Source organism: Sphingomonas sp. ABOLG, assembly GCF_003950435.1.
GTDB classification, from domain to species: domain Bacteria; phylum Pseudomonadota; class Alphaproteobacteria; order Sphingomonadales; family Sphingomonadaceae; genus Sphingomonas; species Sphingomonas panaciterrae.
In genome coordinates this window covers 128313-146306 of sequence record NZ_QQWW01000005.1, presented here as the reverse complement: position 1 = coordinate 146306, position 17994 = coordinate 128313, and the positions used below count along the sequence as shown (strand labels likewise).

Annotated in this window: 15 protein-coding genes; 4 read left to right on the top strand and 11 right to left on the bottom strand. The window is 67.1% G+C overall.

The features are described 5' to 3' along the window. Nucleotides 1-14: 14 nt before the first annotated feature. From CA236_RS07875 to CA236_RS07850, 7 genes are all read right to left on the bottom strand, one after another. On the bottom strand, nucleotides 15-422 hold the full coding sequence (locus CA236_RS07875) for a DUF3035 domain-containing protein (RefSeq protein ID WP_125945190.1): 408 nt from the start codon (nucleotides 420-422) through the stop codon (nucleotides 15-17). Beyond that, nucleotides 415-942 carry a signal peptidase II gene (lspA, locus tag CA236_RS07870; protein ID WP_241212569.1) on the bottom strand — a complete coding sequence of 176 codons (528 nt, stop codon included), beginning with the start codon at nucleotides 940-942 and terminating at the stop codon, nucleotides 415-417. Before lspA ends, CA236_RS07875 begins: the two co-directional genes overlap by 8 nt. Further along, complete coding sequence (gene ileS, locus CA236_RS07865; RefSeq protein ID WP_241212568.1) at nucleotides 939-3791, bottom strand: isoleucine--tRNA ligase; 2853 nt, start codon at nucleotides 3789-3791, stop codon at nucleotides 939-941. The genes lspA and ileS overlap by 4 nt, the downstream gene beginning before the upstream one ends. A 32-nt stretch (nucleotides 3792-3823) precedes the next feature. Beyond that, nucleotides 3824-4765 (bottom strand): bifunctional riboflavin kinase/FAD synthetase, encoded by a 942-nt coding sequence (locus CA236_RS07860; RefSeq protein ID WP_125945188.1) that lies wholly within the window; start codon nucleotides 4763-4765, stop codon nucleotides 3824-3826. A gap of 26 nt (nucleotides 4766-4791) precedes the next feature. Continuing rightward, nucleotides 4792-5283: a dihydrofolate reductase gene (locus tag CA236_RS07855; protein WP_241212567.1), complete on the bottom strand. Its 492-nt coding sequence runs from the start codon at nucleotides 5281-5283 to the stop codon at nucleotides 4792-4794. Beyond that, nucleotides 5273-5395 (bottom strand): hypothetical protein, encoded by a 123-nt coding sequence (locus CA236_RS19265; RefSeq protein ID WP_277600064.1) that lies wholly within the window; start codon nucleotides 5393-5395, stop codon nucleotides 5273-5275. Before CA236_RS19265 ends, CA236_RS07855 begins: the two co-directional genes overlap by 11 nt. A gap of 66 nt (nucleotides 5396-5461) precedes the next feature. Beyond that, entirely contained in the window at nucleotides 5462-6256 is a 795-nt protein-coding gene (locus CA236_RS07850) for a thymidylate synthase (RefSeq protein WP_125945187.1), read from the bottom strand. Here CA236_RS07850 and CA236_RS07845 point away from each other — a divergent pair. Continuing rightward, on the top strand, nucleotides 6248-6742 hold the full coding sequence (locus tag CA236_RS07845) for a JAB domain-containing protein (RefSeq protein ID WP_125945186.1): 495 nt from the start codon (nucleotides 6248-6250) through the stop codon (nucleotides 6740-6742). The genes CA236_RS07850 and CA236_RS07845 overlap by 9 nt on opposite strands. On the opposite strand, the gene CA236_RS07840 is transcribed toward CA236_RS07845, so the two are convergent. From CA236_RS07840 to CA236_RS07825, 4 genes are all read right to left on the bottom strand, one after another. After that, complete coding sequence (locus tag CA236_RS07840) at nucleotides 6665-7441, bottom strand: methyltransferase domain-containing protein (RefSeq protein WP_082102817.1); 777 nt, start codon at nucleotides 7439-7441, stop codon at nucleotides 6665-6667. The genes CA236_RS07845 and CA236_RS07840 overlap by 78 nt on opposite strands. 47 nt (nucleotides 7442-7488) lie before the next feature. Continuing rightward, entirely contained in the window at nucleotides 7489-8616 is a 1128-nt protein-coding gene (gene prfB, locus CA236_RS07835; protein WP_125945185.1) for a peptide chain release factor 2, read from the bottom strand. 116 nt (nucleotides 8617-8732) lie between these two features. Next, a complete protein-coding gene (locus tag CA236_RS07830) occupies nucleotides 8733-11243 on the bottom strand; it encodes a transglycosylase domain-containing protein (protein WP_125945184.1) in 2511 nt (836 codons plus the stop codon). An 86-nt stretch (nucleotides 11244-11329) separates the two neighbouring features. Continuing rightward, entirely contained in the window at nucleotides 11330-12574 is a 1245-nt protein-coding gene (locus CA236_RS07825) for an N-acetylmuramoyl-L-alanine amidase (protein WP_046408443.1), read from the bottom strand. A gap of 468 nt (nucleotides 12575-13042) precedes the next feature. Between CA236_RS07825 and CA236_RS07820 the strand changes: the two genes are divergently transcribed. The 3 genes from CA236_RS07820 (at nucleotide 13043) to CA236_RS07810 (ending at nucleotide 17992) form a co-directional block, all read left to right on the top strand. Then, the gene (locus CA236_RS07820; RefSeq protein WP_125945280.1) at nucleotides 13043-15778 is read left to right on the top strand and encodes a ribonuclease E/G; all 2736 of its coding nucleotides are present in this window, start codon (nucleotides 13043-13045) and stop codon (nucleotides 15776-15778) included. 184 nt (nucleotides 15779-15962) lie between these two features. Continuing rightward, complete coding sequence (locus tag CA236_RS07815) at nucleotides 15963-17273, top strand: M48 family metalloprotease (protein WP_046408445.1); 1311 nt, start codon at nucleotides 15963-15965, stop codon at nucleotides 17271-17273. Continuing rightward, complete coding sequence (locus tag CA236_RS07810; protein WP_125945182.1) at nucleotides 17270-17992, top strand: DsbA family protein; 723 nt, start codon at nucleotides 17270-17272, stop codon at nucleotides 17990-17992. The genes CA236_RS07815 and CA236_RS07810 overlap by 4 nt, the downstream gene beginning before the upstream one ends. The last annotated feature ends 2 nt before the right edge of the window (nucleotides 17993-17994 follow it).

Below are 17994 nucleotides of genomic sequence, written 5' to 3'. Positions count from 1 at the left end.
AGCGGCGCGATCGCTCAGCGGGGCGCGTTCGCGCGCGCGTCCTGCCCGTCGCCTTCCGGCGCGGCGATGATGTCGCGGGTCGTCTGTCCCTTGTCGACGACGTTGGTCTCGGGATCACCTGCGGAGGACCGGATCCCCGCCTCGGCCGAATCGTCACCTGCCGCCCGGATCACTGCCGTCTCGCCCGCGCTGCGCGGTGCGTTGCCGAACAGCGCCTCCAGCGTCTGCGCCTGCGCGGCGGTGGCGGACTGGACGCGCGCCGCACCCGGCGTCGGCGGCACCAGCGCGAAATCGGGCGGAATGATCAGCGAGGGCTGGCGCGCCACCGCGAACTCGTCCGGACGATCTCGATTGAGGCCGTTGCTCGCGCATCCGGCCAGCAGCACCGCAAGGCCAGCGACCATGACAATCGACTTACGCATTCACATTCTCCGAAGCCATCTTGTCAGGCTTTGCCGTGGGCTTATCGCGAATCAGCAGCGCGCGCACCAGCAGAATGAGCACGCCGATGGTGATGGCCGCATCCGCCACGTTGAACACCAGGAACGGCCGCCACTCGCCGAAATGCAGGTCGGCGAAGTCCACGACATAGCCGAACCGCACCCGATCGACGATATTGCCGAGCGCCCCGCCCAGCACCAGGCCAAGCGCCAGCTTGTCCGCCGCCTTCTCCTCGCGCCACATCCAGAAGGTGACGGCACCGGCGATCGCCGCGGTCATCACGACAAGGCCCCAGCGCGCCAGTTCGCTCTCCGCGCGCAGCAGCCCCAGGCTCACGCCCATGTTCTGTACGAAGCGAAGATCGAAGAAGGACACGATCTCGCGCGATGCACCCAGGAAGTTGATGCCGAGCGGCCCGGTCACCACCCATTTGATCAGCTGGTCGAGCACGAACACCGCCGCCGCGATCACCAGGCCGGCAACAGGCACGCTGCGCTTCACGCCGCCACCTCGTCGCTCACCACATCGGCGCAGCGGCCGCACAGCGCATTGTCCTCGACGACTTCGGGCAGCAGGCGCCAGCAGCGCCCGCATTTGTTATAATCGGTCCGGCTCACCGTCACCTCATCGCCTGGCGATACCTTCGCCACGATGAACGCCTCGGCCAGTTGATCGACCGGCAGCGGCGTATCGGTGACGGTCACGTCCGCTTCCAGGCTGGAGCGGACGATCTTCTCGCGGCGCAGCGGCTCGATCGCCTCGGTCACCCGCTCGCGCAATGCTCGCACCTCCAGCCAGCGGGCGCTTACGTCGTCGCCTGCTTGCGCCGGCAATTCCGGCCAGTCGAGGAAGTGGACCGAGCCGTCCTCGCTCGGGAAGCGCGCCTGCCACACTTCCTCTGCGGTGAAGACCAGTACCGGCGCCGCCCAGCGCACCATCGCGTGGAACAGCACGTCGAGCATCGTCCGATACGCCCGGCGCTTCACGTCGTCCGGGGCGTCGCAATAAAGCGAGTCCTTGCGGATATCGAAGAAGAAGGCCGACAGATCCTCGTTGGCGAAATCGCTCAGCAGGCGGACGTAGCCGTTGAAGTCGTAATCGGCGATCGCGCGCTTGAGCTGCTGGTCCAGCGCATGGACGAGGTGGAGCATATAGCGCTCCAGCTCGGGCCATTCCGCGACCGGCAGCTTCTCCGCCTCGTCGAACCCGTCCAGCGCGCCGAGCAGGTAGCGGAAAGTGTTGCGCAGCTTGCGATACTGGTCCGCGACACCGGCCAGGATCTCCTTGCCGATGCGGTGATCCTCGGTGAAATCGACCGACAGCGCCCACAGCCGAAGGATGTCCGCGCCATAGTCGCGCATCAGATCAAGCGGATTGATCGTGTTGCCCAGGCTCTTGGACATTTTCATGCCCTTGGCGTCCATCGTGAAGCCGTGCGTCAGCACCGCATCATAAGGCGCCCGCCCGCGCGTGCCGCAGCTTTCCAGCAGCGAGGACTGGAACCAGCCACGATGCTGATCGGACCCCTCAAGGTACAGGTCCGCCGGCCAGCTAAGCTCCGGCCAGCGCCCGCTTCCCAGCACGAAGGCATGGGTGCAGCCCGAATCGAACCACACGTCGAGAATGTCGGTGACCCGCTCGTAATCCGCCGGATCACGCCCCTCGCCAAGGAAGCCAGCCGTCGCCTCGTCGGTCCAGGCATCGACGCCTTTCTCGCGGAAGGCATCGACGATGCGCGCGTTCACCGCCGGATCGACCAGCAATTCGCCCGTCGCACGATGCACGAACAGCGCGATCGGCACGCCCCAGGCGCGCTGCCGGCTGATCACCCAGTCCGGCCGCCCCTCGACCATCGCGCCGATGCGGTTGCGCCCCTTCTCGGGCACGAAGCGAGTCGCGGCGATCGCAGCCACCGCCTTCTGCCGCAGCGTGTCGCCACCCTCGATCGGCTTGTCGACGGCGATGAACCATTGCGGCGTGCAGCGGAAGATCACCTTCGCCTTGGAGCGCCACGAATGCGGATAGCTGTGCTTGAAATCGTCGCTCGCTGCGACCAGTGCGCCGGCTTCACGCAGGTCGGCGCAGATCGGGCCATCGCTGGCGACGAACTTCTTGTTGATAACGCTGCCCTGCCCGCCGAGCCACAGCCAGTCGGAACGGTACATGCCGCCGGCATCCACCGCGAAGACCGGATCGATGCCATGCGCCTTGCACAGCTCAAAATCGTCCTCGCCATGGTCAGGCGCCATGTGGACGAGGCCTGTGCCCGCATCGGTGGTGACGAAATCGCCCGGCAGGAACGGACGCGGTTTGGCGAAGAAGCCGCCCAGTTCATGCATCGGGTGCCGCGCGACCGCGCCCGCCAGCTTCTCGCCGCTGAACGCCGCCAGCACCGTCACCGTGCCCGCCGCATCGCCGATCTTCACCACCACCGGATGGCCGATCCGCGCGCCGAAGCTTTCCAGCAGATCGCGCGCCACCAACAGCGTGCGCGGCCCCTCGACCATGTCGTCGAAGCGGGCGAGGACGTATTCGACCTCCGGACCGTAGGCGAGCGCCTGGTTCACCGGGATCGTCCACGGCGTCGTGGTCCAGATCACCGCATGGGCGCCGACCAGCTCCGGCGCGTTCGGCGCCTCGGTGATTTCGAACGCGACGTCGATCTGCGTCGACACCACGTCCTCATATTCGACCTCGGCCTCGGCCAGCGCGGTCTTCTCGACCGGGCTCCACATCACCGGCTTTGCGCCGCGATACAGCTGCCCCGTCTCGGCGAACTTCATCAGCTCGGACACGATGGTCGCCTCGGCGGCGAAGTCCATCGTCAGATACGGCTTGTCCCAGTCGCCGTTGACGCCCAGCCGCTTCAGCTGCTCGCGCTGCGTATCGACCCATTTCTGGGCATAGGCGCGGCATTCGGCGCGGAATTCCGCCGGCGGCACCTCGTCCTTGTTCAGCTTCTTCTTGCGATATTCTTCCTCGACCTTCCACTCGATCGGCAGGCCGTGGCAATCCCAGCCCGGAACGTAAGGCGCGTTCTTCCCCAGCAGCGTCTGGGTGCGCACCACCATGTCCTTCAGGATATGGTTCAGCGCATGGCCGATGTGCATGTCGCCATTGGCATAGGGCGGGCCGTCGTGGAGGATGAACTTCTCACGGTCGGCGCGCTGCTCGCGCAGCCGCTGGTACAGGCCCAGCCGCTGCCACCGCTCGAGGATCGCGGGCTCCTTCTGCGGCAGGCCCGCCTTCATCGGGAAGTCGGTCTTCGGCAGGAAGACTGTGTCGCGCCAATCCTTGGGATCGGCAGTCGGTGCGGAGGGTGTATCGTCGGCCATGGGTGCCGCGCGCATTACGGCTTTACCTCCCCTCCCTGCAAGGAGGGTTAGCGCGCGAGCAATTCCCGCGCCCGGTCGCAGTCCGCCGCCATCTGCGCCTTGAGCGCCTCAAGCGAGTCGAATTTCGCCTCCGGCCGCAGATAGTCGATCAGCGCGACGTCGATCGTCTGGCCGTACAGGTCGCCGGAAAAATCGAAGAGGTACGGCTCCAGCAGCTCCTTGGGCGGATCGAAGCTCGGCCGAATCCCCAGATTGGCCGCGCCATCGACCACGCGCCCATCCTCCAGCGTCACGCGCACCGCATAGATGCCGTACGCCGGGCGCAGGTAATTGCCGAGATCGACATTGGCGGTGGGATAGCCGATCTCGCGCCCCAGCTTGTCGCCATGGCGCACTTCGCCGCGGATCGTGAAGGGCCGGGTCAGCAAGCGGGCGGCGTCGCGCGGCCGCCCTTCGCGAAGCGCGGCGCGGATGCTGGTCGACGACACCTTCTCGCCATCCAGCGTCACTGCCCCGACGGTATCGGTCGAAAAGCCGAGCTCCTGCCCCAGCGCCGCCAGCACGGCGACATCGCCCGAGCGCCCCTTGCCAAAGGTGAAATCGGCGCCGGTCACCACGCCCCCTGCCCCGATCTGCTCGAGCAGGCGCGAGCGAACGAACGCCTCGGCCGATTCCGCCGCCAGCGCCGCGTCAAAGGTGAAGACGAGCAGCGCATCGGCCCCGGCCTGCTGCATCAGCTCGGCCCGCTGCTCCAGCGTGGTCAGCCGGAACCAGGGCGTATCGGGCTTGAAGAACCGCATCGGATGCGGATCGAACGTCGCGACCAGTGCGCGGCGCCCCTCGGCACGCGCACGCTCGACCGCGCGGCCCACCACCGCCTGATGACCCAGGTGAAAGCCGTCGAAATTGCCCAGCGCCACGATCGCGCCGCGCAATGCCTCGGGCAACGCCTCGCGCGCGTCCAGCCTGATGGGTCCCTGCCGCTCCATTGCAGCGGCGCATAGCGGCACGTGCTTCAGCGCACCAGTGTCACGAAGCTGTAGGCGGGACGATCACCGTCCGCCGGGTGATCCTCGCGGAATATCTCCCGCCACCCGGTGAAGGGCGGGACGATCGTATCGCCATCGGGCGTTGAATGAACCTCGGTCAATTCGACCCGCTCGGCCCGGTCGGCGAACAGTGCGAACACATCCGCCCCGCCGATCACCGCCGCATCGCCCCCGGCGAGCGCCAGCGCCTCCTCCGGGCTGTGCGCGACCTCCGCCCCTGCAGCCTGCCAGGCGCGGTCGCGGGTCAGGACAATGTGGCGGCGGCCGGGCAGCGGCGCGGGAAAGCTCTCGAACGTCTTGCGTCCCATGATCATCGGCCGCCCCATCGTCTGCGCCTTGAACCGCTTCAGGTCCGCCGGCAGATGCCACGGCAGCGCGCCATCACGGCCGATGACGCCATTGGCCGCCCGCGCCAGGTGCAGCGACAAGGTGACCGGCACGGTCATGCTATCGGGCATGGCCCTGCGCTGGCGCCGGATCGGCAGCGTTCGACGGCGCCGGCGGGCTGCCAAGTTGCAGCAGCAGCGCCGCCAGGGTCGCCGTGCTTATGGTAATGAAATATTCGCGCATCCTGACCTCCCAAGCCCTCGACTACGCTTGTAGTCGATATCGCTGAACCGGAGGTGAATTGCAAGGTCATACCGCGACCGGCGCCTTGATATGCGCCTGTGCTTCGTAGCCGTGAAGCACGAAGTCCTCATATTCATATTGGTCGATCGCTGGCGGTTTGCGCAGGATTTCGAGCCGCGGCAGCGCGGTCGGCTCGCGCGTCAGCTGAAGCCGCGCCTGATCGAGGTGGTTGGCGTACAGGTGGCAATCGCCCCCGGTCCAGATGAACTCGCCCGGCTCCAGCCCGCATTGCTGCGCCAGCATGTGCGTCAGCAGCGCGTAGCTCGCGATGTTGAATGGCACGCCAAGGAAGATGTCCGCCGACCGCTGGTACAGCTGCAGCGACAATCGCCCGTTCGCAACATGGGTCTGGAACAGGCAATGGCACGGCGCCAGCGCCATGGCGTGGAGGTCGCCCGGGTTCCACGCGGTCACGATCTGCCGTCGCGAGGCGGGGTTGGTGCGGATGTCCTCGATCAGCCCCTTGATCTGGTCGATGTGCCGCCCGTCGGCCGTCACCCAGTCGCGCCATTGCTTGCCATAGACCGGGCCGAGATCGCCATTCTCGTCGGCCCATTCGTCCCAGATGCTGACCTTGCGATCCTGCAGCCAGCGCACGTTGGTGTCGCCGCGCAGGAACCACAACAGCTCGATGATGATCGATCGCAGGTGCAGCTTCTTGGTGGTCAGCACCGGAAAGCCCCTGGCCAGATCGAAGCGCATCTGATGACCAAAGACGCTGAGCGTCCCCGTGCCCGTTCGGTCCATCTGCTCCGCGCCCGAATCGAGCACGCGGGCCATGAGGTCTAGGTATTGGCGCATGACAGCGGCCTACATCCCCGCAACGACGGTTGGAAGCATCGCACGATCGTTACGGGATTGCACCGGAACGGAGACATGGCCTTGCGCCATGCTCTGCACGCTCCAGAAACGAAGGAGATGCAAAATCTCGACCCTGCCACGGTGCAGCACCTTCAAAGCCTGGCAGGGGCGCGGCACGAATCGGTGGCGTTCGTCTTTCTCAGCACCGCCGGGGCAACCCTGGGGCTCCAGCATGTGTCCTCACGCGAAATGGCCTCGGTCGAGGTGCCGCTTCGCTCCGTGGTCGGCGTCGCGCTCGCCATGGGCGCGCGGGAGATCGTGATGGCGCATAATCACCCCTCGGGCGATCCAGAGCCAACGGCGGAGGATTTCCGCACCACCCGCCGCGTCGCGGACGTGCTGAGCAGCCTAGGGATTCGGCTGGTCGACCATCTCGTGCTGGCTGGCGACGCCATGGTCAGCTTCCGCGCCCGCGGCCTTTTGTGACGGCGACAGGCGGCACGACCTGATATCCTTCGGCTCGGGCCGCTCGCCGACCGCGCGGAAGGTCGAGAAATAACCGCCGGCCGACGCCATCGGCGTCATCGTCACCATCTGATAACCGACCGCGGCGAATTCGCAGCGAAGCAGGGCGGGCGGAGTGCCGTGATTGGCGGTGGGGCGGTCCGCATCCACCACCACCACCAGACCGCCGGGGCGAAGCGCCGGGCGCATCCGCCAGAGGAACTCATACGGCTCCGCGATCTCATGATACATGTGCACCATGAAGATACGGTCGAAGCTGTTTTCCGGCAGCTTCGGGTCCGCCCCCTCGCCCAGCTTGACGCTGACATTGTCCAGCCGCTCGCGCGCCACGCGCTCCGCCAGCATGTCGCGCACGGCGGGGATCACGTCCTGCGCCAGAACGCGCCCGTCCTCGCCCACCTTCTGCGCCAGGCGGATGGTGTAATAGCCTTCGCCAGCGCCGATATCTGCGACGGTCATGCCCGGCTTGATCGCGGCCTTGGCCATCACCGCCCCCGCCTCGTTCAGCCGGTCGCGCGCCTCCTCGTTCGACCAGCGCGACGAGACGATCGTCGCGACCGGCCGGTCGGCGACCGGGAACGGACCGGGCTCCTTCGGGTCCTTGCGGATCAGCGGCTCGCCGCCGTCGCACGCCGCCAGCAACAGCAGCGCGAGCGCCATCGCGCCCCCGCGGCGCCGGAAGGTGGGAGACGGGGCGTCGGTCACGCTCAGTCGACGTCCTCCACCTCGACCGCCTCGCCGGTCACGCGCTGCGCCAGCGCCGCGGCCATGAAGTCGTCGAGATCACCGTCGAGCACGTCGCCCGGCGAGGTAGAGGTCGCGCCGGTGCGCAGGTCCTTTACCAGCTGATAGGGCTGAAGCACATAGGAACGGATCTGGTGGCCCCAGCCGATGTCGGTCTTCGCCGCATTGACCGTATTGGCCTCTTCCTCGCGCTTGCGCAGCTCATGCTCGTACAGGCGGGCGCGCAGCTGATTATACGCCTCCGCCTTGTTCTTGTGCTGCGACCGCTGGTTCTGGCAGGCGACCACGATGCCGGTCGGCAAGTGGGTGATACGCACGGCCGAATCGGTCGTGTTGATGTGCTGCCCGCCCGCGCCCGATGCGCGGTACGTGTCGATGCGCAGCTCGCTGTCGTTGATCTCGATGTCGATCGAATCGTCGATCACCGGATAGACCCACACGCTGGAAAAGCTGGTGTGGCGGCGCGCCGAGCTGTCATACGGGCTGATGCGTACGAGGCGGTGAACACCGCTCTCCACCTTGGCATAGCCATAGGCGTTCTCGCCCTTCACCAGCAGCGTCGCGGACTTGATCCCCGCCTGTTCGCCGGCGTGATAGTCGATCAGCTCGACCTTGTAGCCGTGCCGCTCTGCCCAGCGCGTGTACATGCGCTGCAGCATCTCGGCCCAGTCCTGGCTTTCGGTGCCGCCGGCGCCGGCGTTGATCTCGATATAGGTGTCGTTCGCGTCGGCCTCGCCCGACAGCAGCGCCTTCACCTTGTCCTTCTGCGCACGTTCGGCGAGCTGCGCGAGTGCGGTAGTGCCCTCGGACGCCATCTCCTCGTCGCCCTCGGCCTCGGCCATCTCGATCAGCTCGGCGGTATCGCTCAGCTCGCGCTCGATCGTGCGCGTCGCGGTGATCGACTCGTCCAGCCGGCGGCGTTCGCGCATCACGTCCTGCGCAGCCTTGGGGTCGTTCCACAGCGTCGGATCCTCGACCCGCGCATTGAGTTCGTCGAGGCGCCTCAGCGCACGATCCCAGTCGAGGCTTCGCCGTAGCAGGGCGAGCGCCTCGTTGATCGTCGCTACATGGGCCTGCGCTTCGGCGCGCATGGTGATTCTCCAATCATCCGTCAGACCAGCGGGGTGCGGGAATCCAGCGATATGGCGCGGTCGGCCACTGAATTCCCGTGGTGCGGGGATGACGATCTAAATAACAAAGCGGCGACTTAGTAGATGCCGCCCTCTCGCTGCAAGAAGTCGCTGTCACTGGCCTGCTTCTTCGCCTCGGCGGTCGCGGACGCGCTGACGGCAGGCGCGCCCCCGGTACGGCGCACCGCGCGGCGGCCTTCCGCCTGCGGCTTGAACGCTTCCCAGATCACCGCTGGCTTGGGATCGTTGCCGCTCGGCCAGGCGCCGAACACCGGGCGTCCGCTCGCGCGATCGACGCGCACCATGCGAATGCCCTGCGGCGCGCGGAACGGCAGCACCTCCATCCCCTCATAGGCCTTGGTGGCCCATTGCTTGAAGATCGGCGCCGCCAGCGTGCCGCCCTGCGCATAACCGCCCAGGTTCACTGGCGAATCGTAACCAATGTAAACACCCGCCACCATTTGCGGCGTGCCGCCGATGAACCACACGTCCTTCGGCCCGGAATTGGTGCCGGTCTTGCCGAAGATCGGGCGGTTCAGGTCGCGCAATGTCGTCGCGGTGCCGCGCTGGATCACGCCCTCGGCGATATGCACCATCTGGAACGCCGACATGGCGTCGAGTACCTGCTTGCCGCGCGCGATCGGCCGCGGCATCGGCTTGCCGTCCCAATCGGGCATGTTGCACCGGTCGCAGGCGCGCCAATTCTCCGGCCAGATCACCTGGCCGCGACGGTTCTGCACGAAATCGATCAGCGTCGGGGAATGCCAGCGCCCCTGGTTGGCCAGCACGCCATAAGCGTTGACCATCTTCATGACGGTCGTCTCGCCAGCACCCAGCGCATAGGAAAGATACGGCTGATAGTCGCCGATATCCATCGCCTTCATCAGCCGTACGACGTTCGCCATGCCGGTCTGCGCCGCGGCGCGCACCGTCATCAGGTTGCGCGACTGCTCCACGCCCCAGCGCATCGTCCGCGGACCCGCGCCGCGCGAATTGCCGAAGTTGCGGAAGCATTTCTGGCCCAGCCGCGCGCCCTGATCCACGCAGAACGGCCCATCGACGATGATCGAGGCCGGCGTCATGCCATGCTCCAGCGCGGCGGCGTAAACGATCGGCTTGATGGTCGAACCCGGCTGGCGCATCGCCTGCGTGGCGCGGTTGAACGATTGAAGCGACGCGTCGAACCCGCCCTGCATCGCCAGGATACGGCCCGACTGCGGCTCCTGCACCACGAACCCGCCGGAGATCTTGGGCACCGAGCGAAGCGCGAACTGCCCGCCCTGCGGCGCCACCGCGATGATGTCGCCCGGCTCCAGCGTGCCGAACGCCGGCGTCGCCTTGCCACGCACCGGCATCTGCGCTGCCGCGCGCGGCAGCACGCCCTCCGTCCCGTTGGCAAAGCCGATTCGGGCAGCGGATGCGTCGCGCGAGATGATGATCGCCGGTCGCCAGTCATTATAGTCGAGCGTGACGTTGGTATTGAGCAGCGCCGACTGCCAGCGGTCGCCCTTGATCTCGACCTTGCGCAGCGGCCCGGAGAAACCACGGCCACGATCATAGCGTAGCAGGCCGTCGCGCAATGCCTGCGCCGCCGCTTCCTGCACCCCGCGGTCCATCGACGTGCGCACCCACAGGCCGCCCGAATAGACGCTGTTGGCCCCGTCGCGGGCGGTTTCGCCGAACTTGTCGATCAGCTCGCGGCGCACCTCCTCGACGAAATAGCCGCCGACCCGCTCGAACTTGGGCACCCGCGTGACGATCGCGCCGATCGGCTGCGCCTGCGCCTCCGCACGCTGCGCCGCGGTGATGAAGCCGTTGCGCTCCATCTCGCCCAGCGCCCAGTTGCGGCGGCTGATCGCCCGCTCGGTATCGCGGATCGGATCGTAATTGGCCGGCCCCTTCGGCAGGATGGCAAGATACGCCATCTGCGCGAGGTTCAGCTGGTCCAGCTCCTTGTCGAAATAGGCATGGCTCGCCGCCTCCACGCCATAAGCGTTCCGACCCAGGAAGATCTGGTTCAGATACAATTCCAGGATCTGCGGCTTGGTCAGCGTATCCTCGATACGCCACGCCAGGATCGCCTCGCGGATCTTGCGCGTGGGCGAATATTCGTTGCCGATCAGCAGGTTCTTGGCGACCTGCTGGGTAATGGTCGATCCGCCCCGCGCGCGCTGCCCACTGCCCAGCTTCGACACATAGTCGATCACCGCGCCGGCAAGGCCGGGATAATCGACGCCATGATGCTCGAAGAAGGTCTTGTCCTCGGCCGCCAGGAAAGCGTTGACGAGCATCTTGGGATATTCGTTGAACGACAATTCGACCCGGCGCTCGCGGGCATAGGAATAGATTGGCGAGCCGTCGATCGCGCGCACGTTGGTCGGCAGCGGCGGCTCATAGGTCCGCAATTGCTCCACCGACGGCAGATCGCGGGTGATGAACCACCAGCCACCGCCCGCGAGGAGCAGGCCGATCGCGGCAAGCACCGCCAGCGCCTTGAACCAGCGCCGCTGCCACAGGTCGGACAGGGTCTGGCGAAAGCCGGGCCCGCGACGTGCCAGCTTGATCGGTTCGGGAGAGTCAGACGCCATACGCAGCGCCGGTGTTTAGGCAGCGGCCATGCGGCTGGCAACAAGGCCGCGGAAAACTACGACAATGCGGGCGCCTGCGACGGTGATCAGCGCGCCGCCGTCTGCGTCATGCGCCGCGCGAAATACACCTCCACCGCGCGCCGCACGCTCTGCGCCACCCGCTCGCGTCCCTCGCGGCTGTCGAGGAAGGCTGCGTCCTGCGCGTTCGAGATATAGCCCGTCTCGAACAGCACCGACGGCATGTCCGGCGCCTTCAGCACCAGCAGCGATGCCATCCGATGGAAATTCTGCTTGGTCGGGATCAACGGCTTCGCTTCGCGGCCCAGCAACCGGGCAAAGCCGGCCGATGCGTTCATCGTCTCGCGCTGCGTCAGGTCGATCAGGATCGACGAGACGTCGGAATCCTCGTCCAGATTGACCCCGGCGATGATGTCCGCCTTGTTCTCGCGCGCGGCCAGCCGCGCCGCTTCCTTGTCGGACGCGACGTCGGACAGCGTATAGGCGGTCGCGCCCGTCGCCTCGACATTGCCGGCGCTGTCGCAATGCACCGAAATGAACAAATCCGCGCCCAGCCGCCGCGCGATGCCGAACCGCTCGCGATGCAGGATATAGCGGTCGTCATCCCGCGTCAGCGCGACCCGCACCCGCCCCGAATCGAGCAGTTCGTCGCGGATCGCCTTGGCGATCTTCAGCGTCAGGTCCTTCTCGCGCAGCCCCGTTTCCGGGTTGATCGCGCCCGGATCATTGCCGCCATGTCCCGCGTCGATCACCACCAGCGGGCGGCTGTCATCGCCCTGCACCCGCGGCAGCACGGCCTTCTTCGCCTTCGGAACGGGAACGCTGACCTTGTACTTGGGCCGCGATTCTCCCCAGCCGAACGGCAGGAAGCTCAGCGGAGAGGCCGCGCTCGCCGCGGTGAAGCGCCGCCCGTCGACCTCGCGCAGCGACAGTTCCAGCTTGCGCCCCTCGTCGTCGAACGACCCCTTGGTCACGATCATCGGCTGCGCCAGATCCAGCACCACGCGCGCGCCATCCGCGCCGCGCCACCCCTGCCGGACCGCCGTCACCGCGCCATTGCCGCGGCTCGGCCCGCCCGGCCGCGCGCCATCAATATCGATCGCGATCCGCTGCGGTCCATCCAGAATGAAACTAGAGGCGCCACGCACCGCTTCGTCAAAGCGGATGGTGATCCGGTCGTCGCCGACCTCGACACGCTCCACCCGTGCCGCCCACGCGGGCAGGGCCGGCAACAGGCCGGCAAATAACGCGAACAACACCGACATACCTCGTACATGCCGTGCCGGCCGCTTCTCGGTCCAGCGAAAAGCCATGGTACGCAAACCCTTCTTCCCTGTCGGGTCGGGATAATCGCCGCTTCTCAAGGCACCGTTTCATACCACGGTTAACGCCGCGTTCGGCAAGTTATTGCCGACCGGTCGGCAATCTTGTTCCGGTTGCCGAAGGATGACTTAGTTGCTACCTCCTGAATTGATCGGCGTGCGGTCGCCTATTGCGCCCGCCTCCGACCCACCGCCCAGCCGGCATTCGCGCCGGTGCGGGCCATCAGGTTGACGTTTGCATGTTGCATATCCCCGCACCGCAGTTCCGACCGGCCTTCGCCGGCGGCGCGGGCGTGGAAGCGGTCCAGGGCGTGTCGCCCGGCCATGCGCGGCAGACGAAGGCACAGTCCACCACCATCCGCGTGCCCGGCCAGACTGCGCCGGCACCGATTCATCATCGCGCGCCCCCGCCGTCCGGCGGCGTGAGGCGCGCGTGGAGACGTACTAATGACCATGCGCATGCTGATCGACGCACGCCACCGGGAGGAAACCCGCGTGGCCGTCGTCAAGGGAAATCGCATCGAAGAATTTGATTTCGAGAGTGCCGAGCGCAAGCAGCTCAAGGGGAATATCTATCTTGCCAAGGTGACGCGCGTTGAGCCGTCGCTGCAGGCAGCGTTCGTCGATTACGGCGGCAACCGCCACGGCTTCCTCGCCTTCTCCGAAATCCATCCCGATTATTACCAGATCCCCAAGGAGGATCGCGAGGCGCTGCTGCGCGAGGAGGCGGAGCATGCCGCCGAGGAAGCGAAGCTGCGCGCCGAGCAGGAAGCGGCCGAGGATGATGACGGCGACATCCATGACGATGTCGACGATGCGCATGGCGACGACGCCGGCGATCTCGACGCCGTCGAGGGCGAGGAGGGCGAAGGCGCCCCGGCCCCGACCACCGGCATCAACGACGATCAGGTCGAGGCGCTGCGCCAGCGTCGCATGAACCTGCGCCGCCGCTACAAGATTCAGGACGTGATCCGCCGCCGCCAGGTGCTGCTGGTCCAGGTCGTGAAGGAAGAGCGCGGCAACAAGGGCGCGGCGCTGACCACCTATCTGTCGCTCGCCGGCCGCTATTGCGTGCTGATGCCCAACACGTCGCACGGCGGCGGCATCAGCCGGAAGATCAGCAATTCGTCCGATCGCAAGCGCCTGAAGTCGATCATGGCCGAGCTGGAGCTGCCGCCCTCGATGGGCTGCATCGTGCGCACCGCGGGCCTCAGCCGCACCCGCACCGAGATCAAGCGCGACTTCGATTACCTCGCCCGCCTGTGGGACGGGATCCGCGAAAAGACGCTGACCAGCGCGGCGCCGGCGCTCATCTATGGCGACAGCGATCTCATCAAGCGCGCGATCCGCGACATCTACAACAAGGACATCGACGAGGTCATCGTCGAGGGCAACGACGGCTATCGCCAGGCGAAGGAATTCATGCGCCTGCTGATGCCCAGCCACGCGAAGCGGGTGAGGCATTACAGCGATCCCATCCCGCTGTTCCAGCGCTGCCATGTCGAGGATCAGCTCGCCGCCATGTACCACCCGGTGGTGCAGCTGAAGTCGGGCGGTTACCTCGTCATCAACCCGACCGAGGCTTTGGTCTCGATCGACATCAACTCCGGCCGGTCGACGCGCGAGCATAATATCGAGCAGACGGCGACCGCGACGAACCTTGAGGCGGCGCAGGAAATCGCCCGCCAGCTGCGCTTGCGCGACATGGCCGGCCTCGTCGTCATCGACTTCATCGACATGGACAACAATTCCAATGTCCGGAAGGTCGAGAAGGCGATGAAGGAGGCGCTGAAGAACGATCGCGCCCGCATCCAGGTCGGCCGCATCTCCAGCTTCGGCCTGATGGAAATGAGCCGCCAGCGCCTGCGCACCGGCGTGCTCGAAGCGTCCACCCGCCCCTGCCCGCATTGCGAAGGCACCGGCCTCGTCCGCACCGCCTCGTCGGCCGGCCTCAGCGCGCTTCGCCTGATCGAGGACGAGGCCGCGCGCGGCCGCGGCTCGATCCTGACGCTGCGCGCCAGCGTCGAGGCGGCGGTGTACGTGCTCAACCGCAAGCGCGCCGACATTGCCGAGATCGAGGATCGCTACGGCGTGACGGTCGAGATCCTGCCCGACGGCGAGCAGGAAGGCGCCCGCATGGAGGTCATCGCCTCCGGCCCGCCGCCGGCCTATGCGCCTAAGTTCGATCCCCCCGTCGAGGAAATCGAGGAGGATATCCCCGAGGAGATCGAGGAAGAGGAAGACGAGGTGCTCGTCGAGGACGAGGCGCCGCGCTCCTCGGAAGATCGTGGCGATGAACCGCGCGAGGGTGGTCGCAAGCGCCGCCGCCGCCGTGGTCGCCGCGGCCGCTCGGGTGGCGAAGGCGGCGAACATGCCGAGGGCGCCGACGAGGCGATCGGGGTGCCTGCCTCCAACGCCGACCTTGCCGAAGACGAGCCGGTCGAGGCGGATGACGAGGGCGAGGCCTTCGAGGCAGCCGCTGAGACGTCGCACGATGGCGAGGGCGAGGGTGGACGCCGCCGCCGCAACCGTCGTGGACGTCGCCGTCGCCGTGAGAATGGTGATGGCCAGCATGCCGGTGCCGAAAACGGCGACCAGCAGGACGCCGCGTCGGTCGAGGCTCCGGTAGCGACCGAGGAAGCACCGGAAGAGGCGCCCGCCGTCGTCGAGGCAGCGCCAGTCGCGGTCGAGCCTGAGCAGCCCGTCGCTGAGCCCGCGCCCAAGACGCGCCGTCGTCCACGCGCGAAGAAGGCCATCGAGGCACCGGTCGAGGTCGCACCGGCCGCGGAAGACGCCGCACCGATCCCGACCCCGGGCATCGAGGCGATCGCGCCGGCCGCCGAAGAGGCTGCGCCCGCGGAAGAGGCACCGGCCAAGCCGAAGCGCACCCGCCGCAAGAAGGCCGATGCCGCGGCACCAGCCGCCGACGCTGCCGAAGCGGCACCGGCCGGGGCCCCGGCTGCCGAAGAGGCGCCGGCCAAGCCGAAGCGCACCCGCCGCAAGAAGGCCGATGTGCCGGTCGTGGACGTGCCCTCCGCCGATCTGCCGCCGCCGCAGGCGACCGAGGAAGCCGCCGTTCCGGGCAGCGGCCCGGATGGCGCAGCGCCGGCCGACGAGGCTGCCGAGGGCAACGAAGAGTCCGCCGCCGAGGCAACGCCGCGGCGTGGCTGGTGGCAGCGCACCTTCGGCGCATGACGATCGGGTGAGGACAGTGATGCGCCGGGCTTCAGCGATGGTTCAGACGCCATCGGCATGGGTCCGGCGCATGGCTGTTCCTACCCAGCAACAGGCTGCGGGCGGCGACGTGACCGTGCATCGCGCTTCCGCCCCGCGGCGCCTGTCTGCCCTTCGGCTCGCCGCCGCTGCCACGCTTGCCTGCATGGTGCTGGCACAGCCGGCGCAGGCGCAGTCGATCCTGCGCGACGCCGAGACCGAATCGCTCCTGCATGACATGACGGCGCCGCTGGTCACCGCCGCGGGCCTGTCGCCGAGCGACGTTCGCGTCGTCCTGGTCAACGACGATTCGATCAACGCCTTCGTTGCCGGGGGCCAGATCGTCTATGTCCACTCCGGCACGCTGCAGGCGGCAAAGACCGCCAACGAAGTGCAGGGCGTCATCGCGCATGAACTGGGCCACATCACCGGCGGGCACGTCACGCTCGCCGGCCGCGGCTATCAGGAAGCGACCGGGATCACGATCCTGTCGATGGTGCTCGGCCTTGCGGCAATGGCGGCGGGCGCGGGCGAGGCTGGCGCCGGGCTCCTCGCCGCTGGCCAGCAGGCCGCCGTCGGCAAATACCTGTCCTTCTCGCGCCAGCAGGAAGCGTCCACCGACGCCGCCGGCGTCAAATACCTCAACGGCGCCGGCATCAGCGGCAAGGGGTATCTCAACTTCTTCAAGACGATGCAGCAGCTCGAATATCGCTACGGCATCACGCGCAAGGTTGAGTATATGCTCAGCCACCCGGTGTCGTCGGAGCGTATCGCCGCCATCTCCGAATCGCTGCAGGCGTCGCCCGCCTGGAACAAGCCGCTCAACCAGGATTGGGAGGAACGGTTCAAGCGGGTGCAGGCAAAGCTCGACGGCTATCTCCTGCCGCCCGCCCAAGCGCTGCAGAAATATCCGGAGAGCAACCAGACCATCTACGCCCATTATGCGCGCGCCTATGCCTATCATCGCGGCGGCTTCCCCGAGAAGGCGGATGCCGAGGCGGATGCACTGGTGCAGGCAAAGCCGACCGATCCCTATTTCCTCGAGATCAAGGGCCAGATCCTGCTCGAGGCGGGCAAGCCGACCGAGGCGCTGGCCCCGCTGCGCGCCGCCACCGAAGGCTCGCGCACCAATCCGCTGATCGCCACCACCTTCGGCCACGCGCTGATCGCGACCGAGGACAAGGCCAATTACGACGAGGCGAAGAAGGTGCTGCGCATCGCGGTCGCGCGCGACGATCAGAACCCCTTCGCCTGGCAGCAGCTCGGCACCGTCTATGACCGCATGGGCGATCCCGCCCGCGCCGCCCTCGCCACCGCCGAACGCGCCAGCATGATGGGCGACGCCCGGACGGCCGCGATCAGCGCCGGCTATGCGATGGGCGGCATTCCCCAGAACACGCCGGACTGGATCCGGGCACAGGATATCTCGATGACTTCTCAGCACGCACTCGAAGACGGCAAGAAGAAGCGTCGATGAACCGCCTTCAATTGCTGCTTCTCGTGGTGCTCGGCGCCGCTTTCGGCGCTGGCGGCATGTGGCTCGCCGAACGGGCTGTTCCCGGCGAACTCTCCGGCGCTGACCGCAGCCGGGTCGAACAGATCGTGCGCGACTATGTGCTCGCCAACCCGGAAATCATCCCCCAGGCCATGCAGCGCCTGCAGGAACGCGAAGGCGAAAAGGCGATCGCGGCGGATCGCTCGCGCATCGAGACGCCGTACAAGGGCGCCGTGATGGGCAATCCCGATGGCGACGTAACGCTGGTGGAATTCTTCGACTACAATTGCGGCTATTGCCGCGCGAGCCTTCCGATCATCGAACAATTGATCGAACGCGACCCGAAGGTGCGGGTCGTTTTCCGCGAGCTTCCCATTCTGGCCGAGGAAAGCCGGGATGCGGCCAGAGCATCGCTGGCGGCGGCCGCACAGGGCCGGTTCGTGCCGTTCCACAATGCACTTTACGCCGCCGGGCCGGTCACCGCTGACAGCATCGCCGCGGCGGCACGCACGGCCGGCGTCGACCTCAGCAAGATCCCGGACGATGCCGATACCGAGATCGCCGGCAACATCGGCCTTGCGACAAAGCTCGGCATTTCCGGCACCCCGGCCTGGGTGGTGGGCGACCGCGTCCTGTCCGGAGCGCTGCCGCTCGACCGCCTGCAGGACGCCGTCGCCGCGGCCCGCGCGCGCGGAAAATAGCC

What these genes read in the sequence shown, in the direction of transcription:
- CA236_RS07850 (WP_125945187.1), bottom strand. Translation starts at nt 6,256, where the DNA reads ATGCGCCAATACCTAGACCTCATGGCCCGCGTGCTCGATTCGGGCGCG.
- prfB (WP_125945185.1), bottom strand. Translation starts at nt 8,616, where the DNA reads ATGCGCGCCGAAGCGCAGGCCCATGTAGCGACGATCAACGAGGCGCTC.
- CA236_RS07825 (WP_046408443.1), bottom strand. Translation starts at nt 12,574, where the DNA reads ATGGCTTTTCGCTGGACCGAGAAGCGGCCGGCACGGCATGTACGAGGT.
- CA236_RS07815 (WP_046408445.1), top strand. Translation starts at nt 15,963, where the DNA reads ATGGTGCTGGCACAGCCGGCGCAGGCGCAGTCGATCCTGCGCGACGCC.
- CA236_RS07830 (WP_125945184.1), bottom strand. Translation starts at nt 11,243, where the DNA reads ATGGCGTCTGACTCTCCCGAACCGATCAAGCTGGCACGTCGCGGGCCC.
- CA236_RS07810 (WP_125945182.1), top strand. Translation starts at nt 17,270, where the DNA reads ATGAACCGCCTTCAATTGCTGCTTCTCGTGGTGCTCGGCGCCGCTTTC.
- ileS (WP_241212568.1), bottom strand. Translation starts at nt 3,791, where the DNA reads ATGCGCGCGGCACCCATGGCCGACGATACACCCTCCGCACCGACTGCC.
- CA236_RS19265 (WP_277600064.1), bottom strand. Translation starts at nt 5,395, where the DNA reads ATGCGCGAATATTTCATTACCATAAGCACGGCGACCCTGGCGGCGCTG.
- CA236_RS07840 (WP_082102817.1), bottom strand. Translation starts at nt 7,441, where the DNA reads ATGGCGCTCGCGCTGCTGTTGCTGGCGGCGTGCGACGGCGGCGAGCCG.
- CA236_RS07820 (WP_125945280.1), top strand. Translation starts at nt 13,043, where the DNA reads ATGCTGATCGACGCACGCCACCGGGAGGAAACCCGCGTGGCCGTCGTC.
- CA236_RS07860 (WP_125945188.1), bottom strand. Translation starts at nt 4,765, where the DNA reads ATGGAGCGGCAGGGACCCATCAGGCTGGACGCGCGCGAGGCGTTGCCC.
- CA236_RS07855 (WP_241212567.1), bottom strand. Translation starts at nt 5,283, where the DNA reads ATGCCCGATAGCATGACCGTGCCGGTCACCTTGTCGCTGCACCTGGCG.
- CA236_RS07875 (WP_125945190.1), bottom strand. Translation starts at nt 422, where the DNA reads ATGCGTAAGTCGATTGTCATGGTCGCTGGCCTTGCGGTGCTGCTGGCC.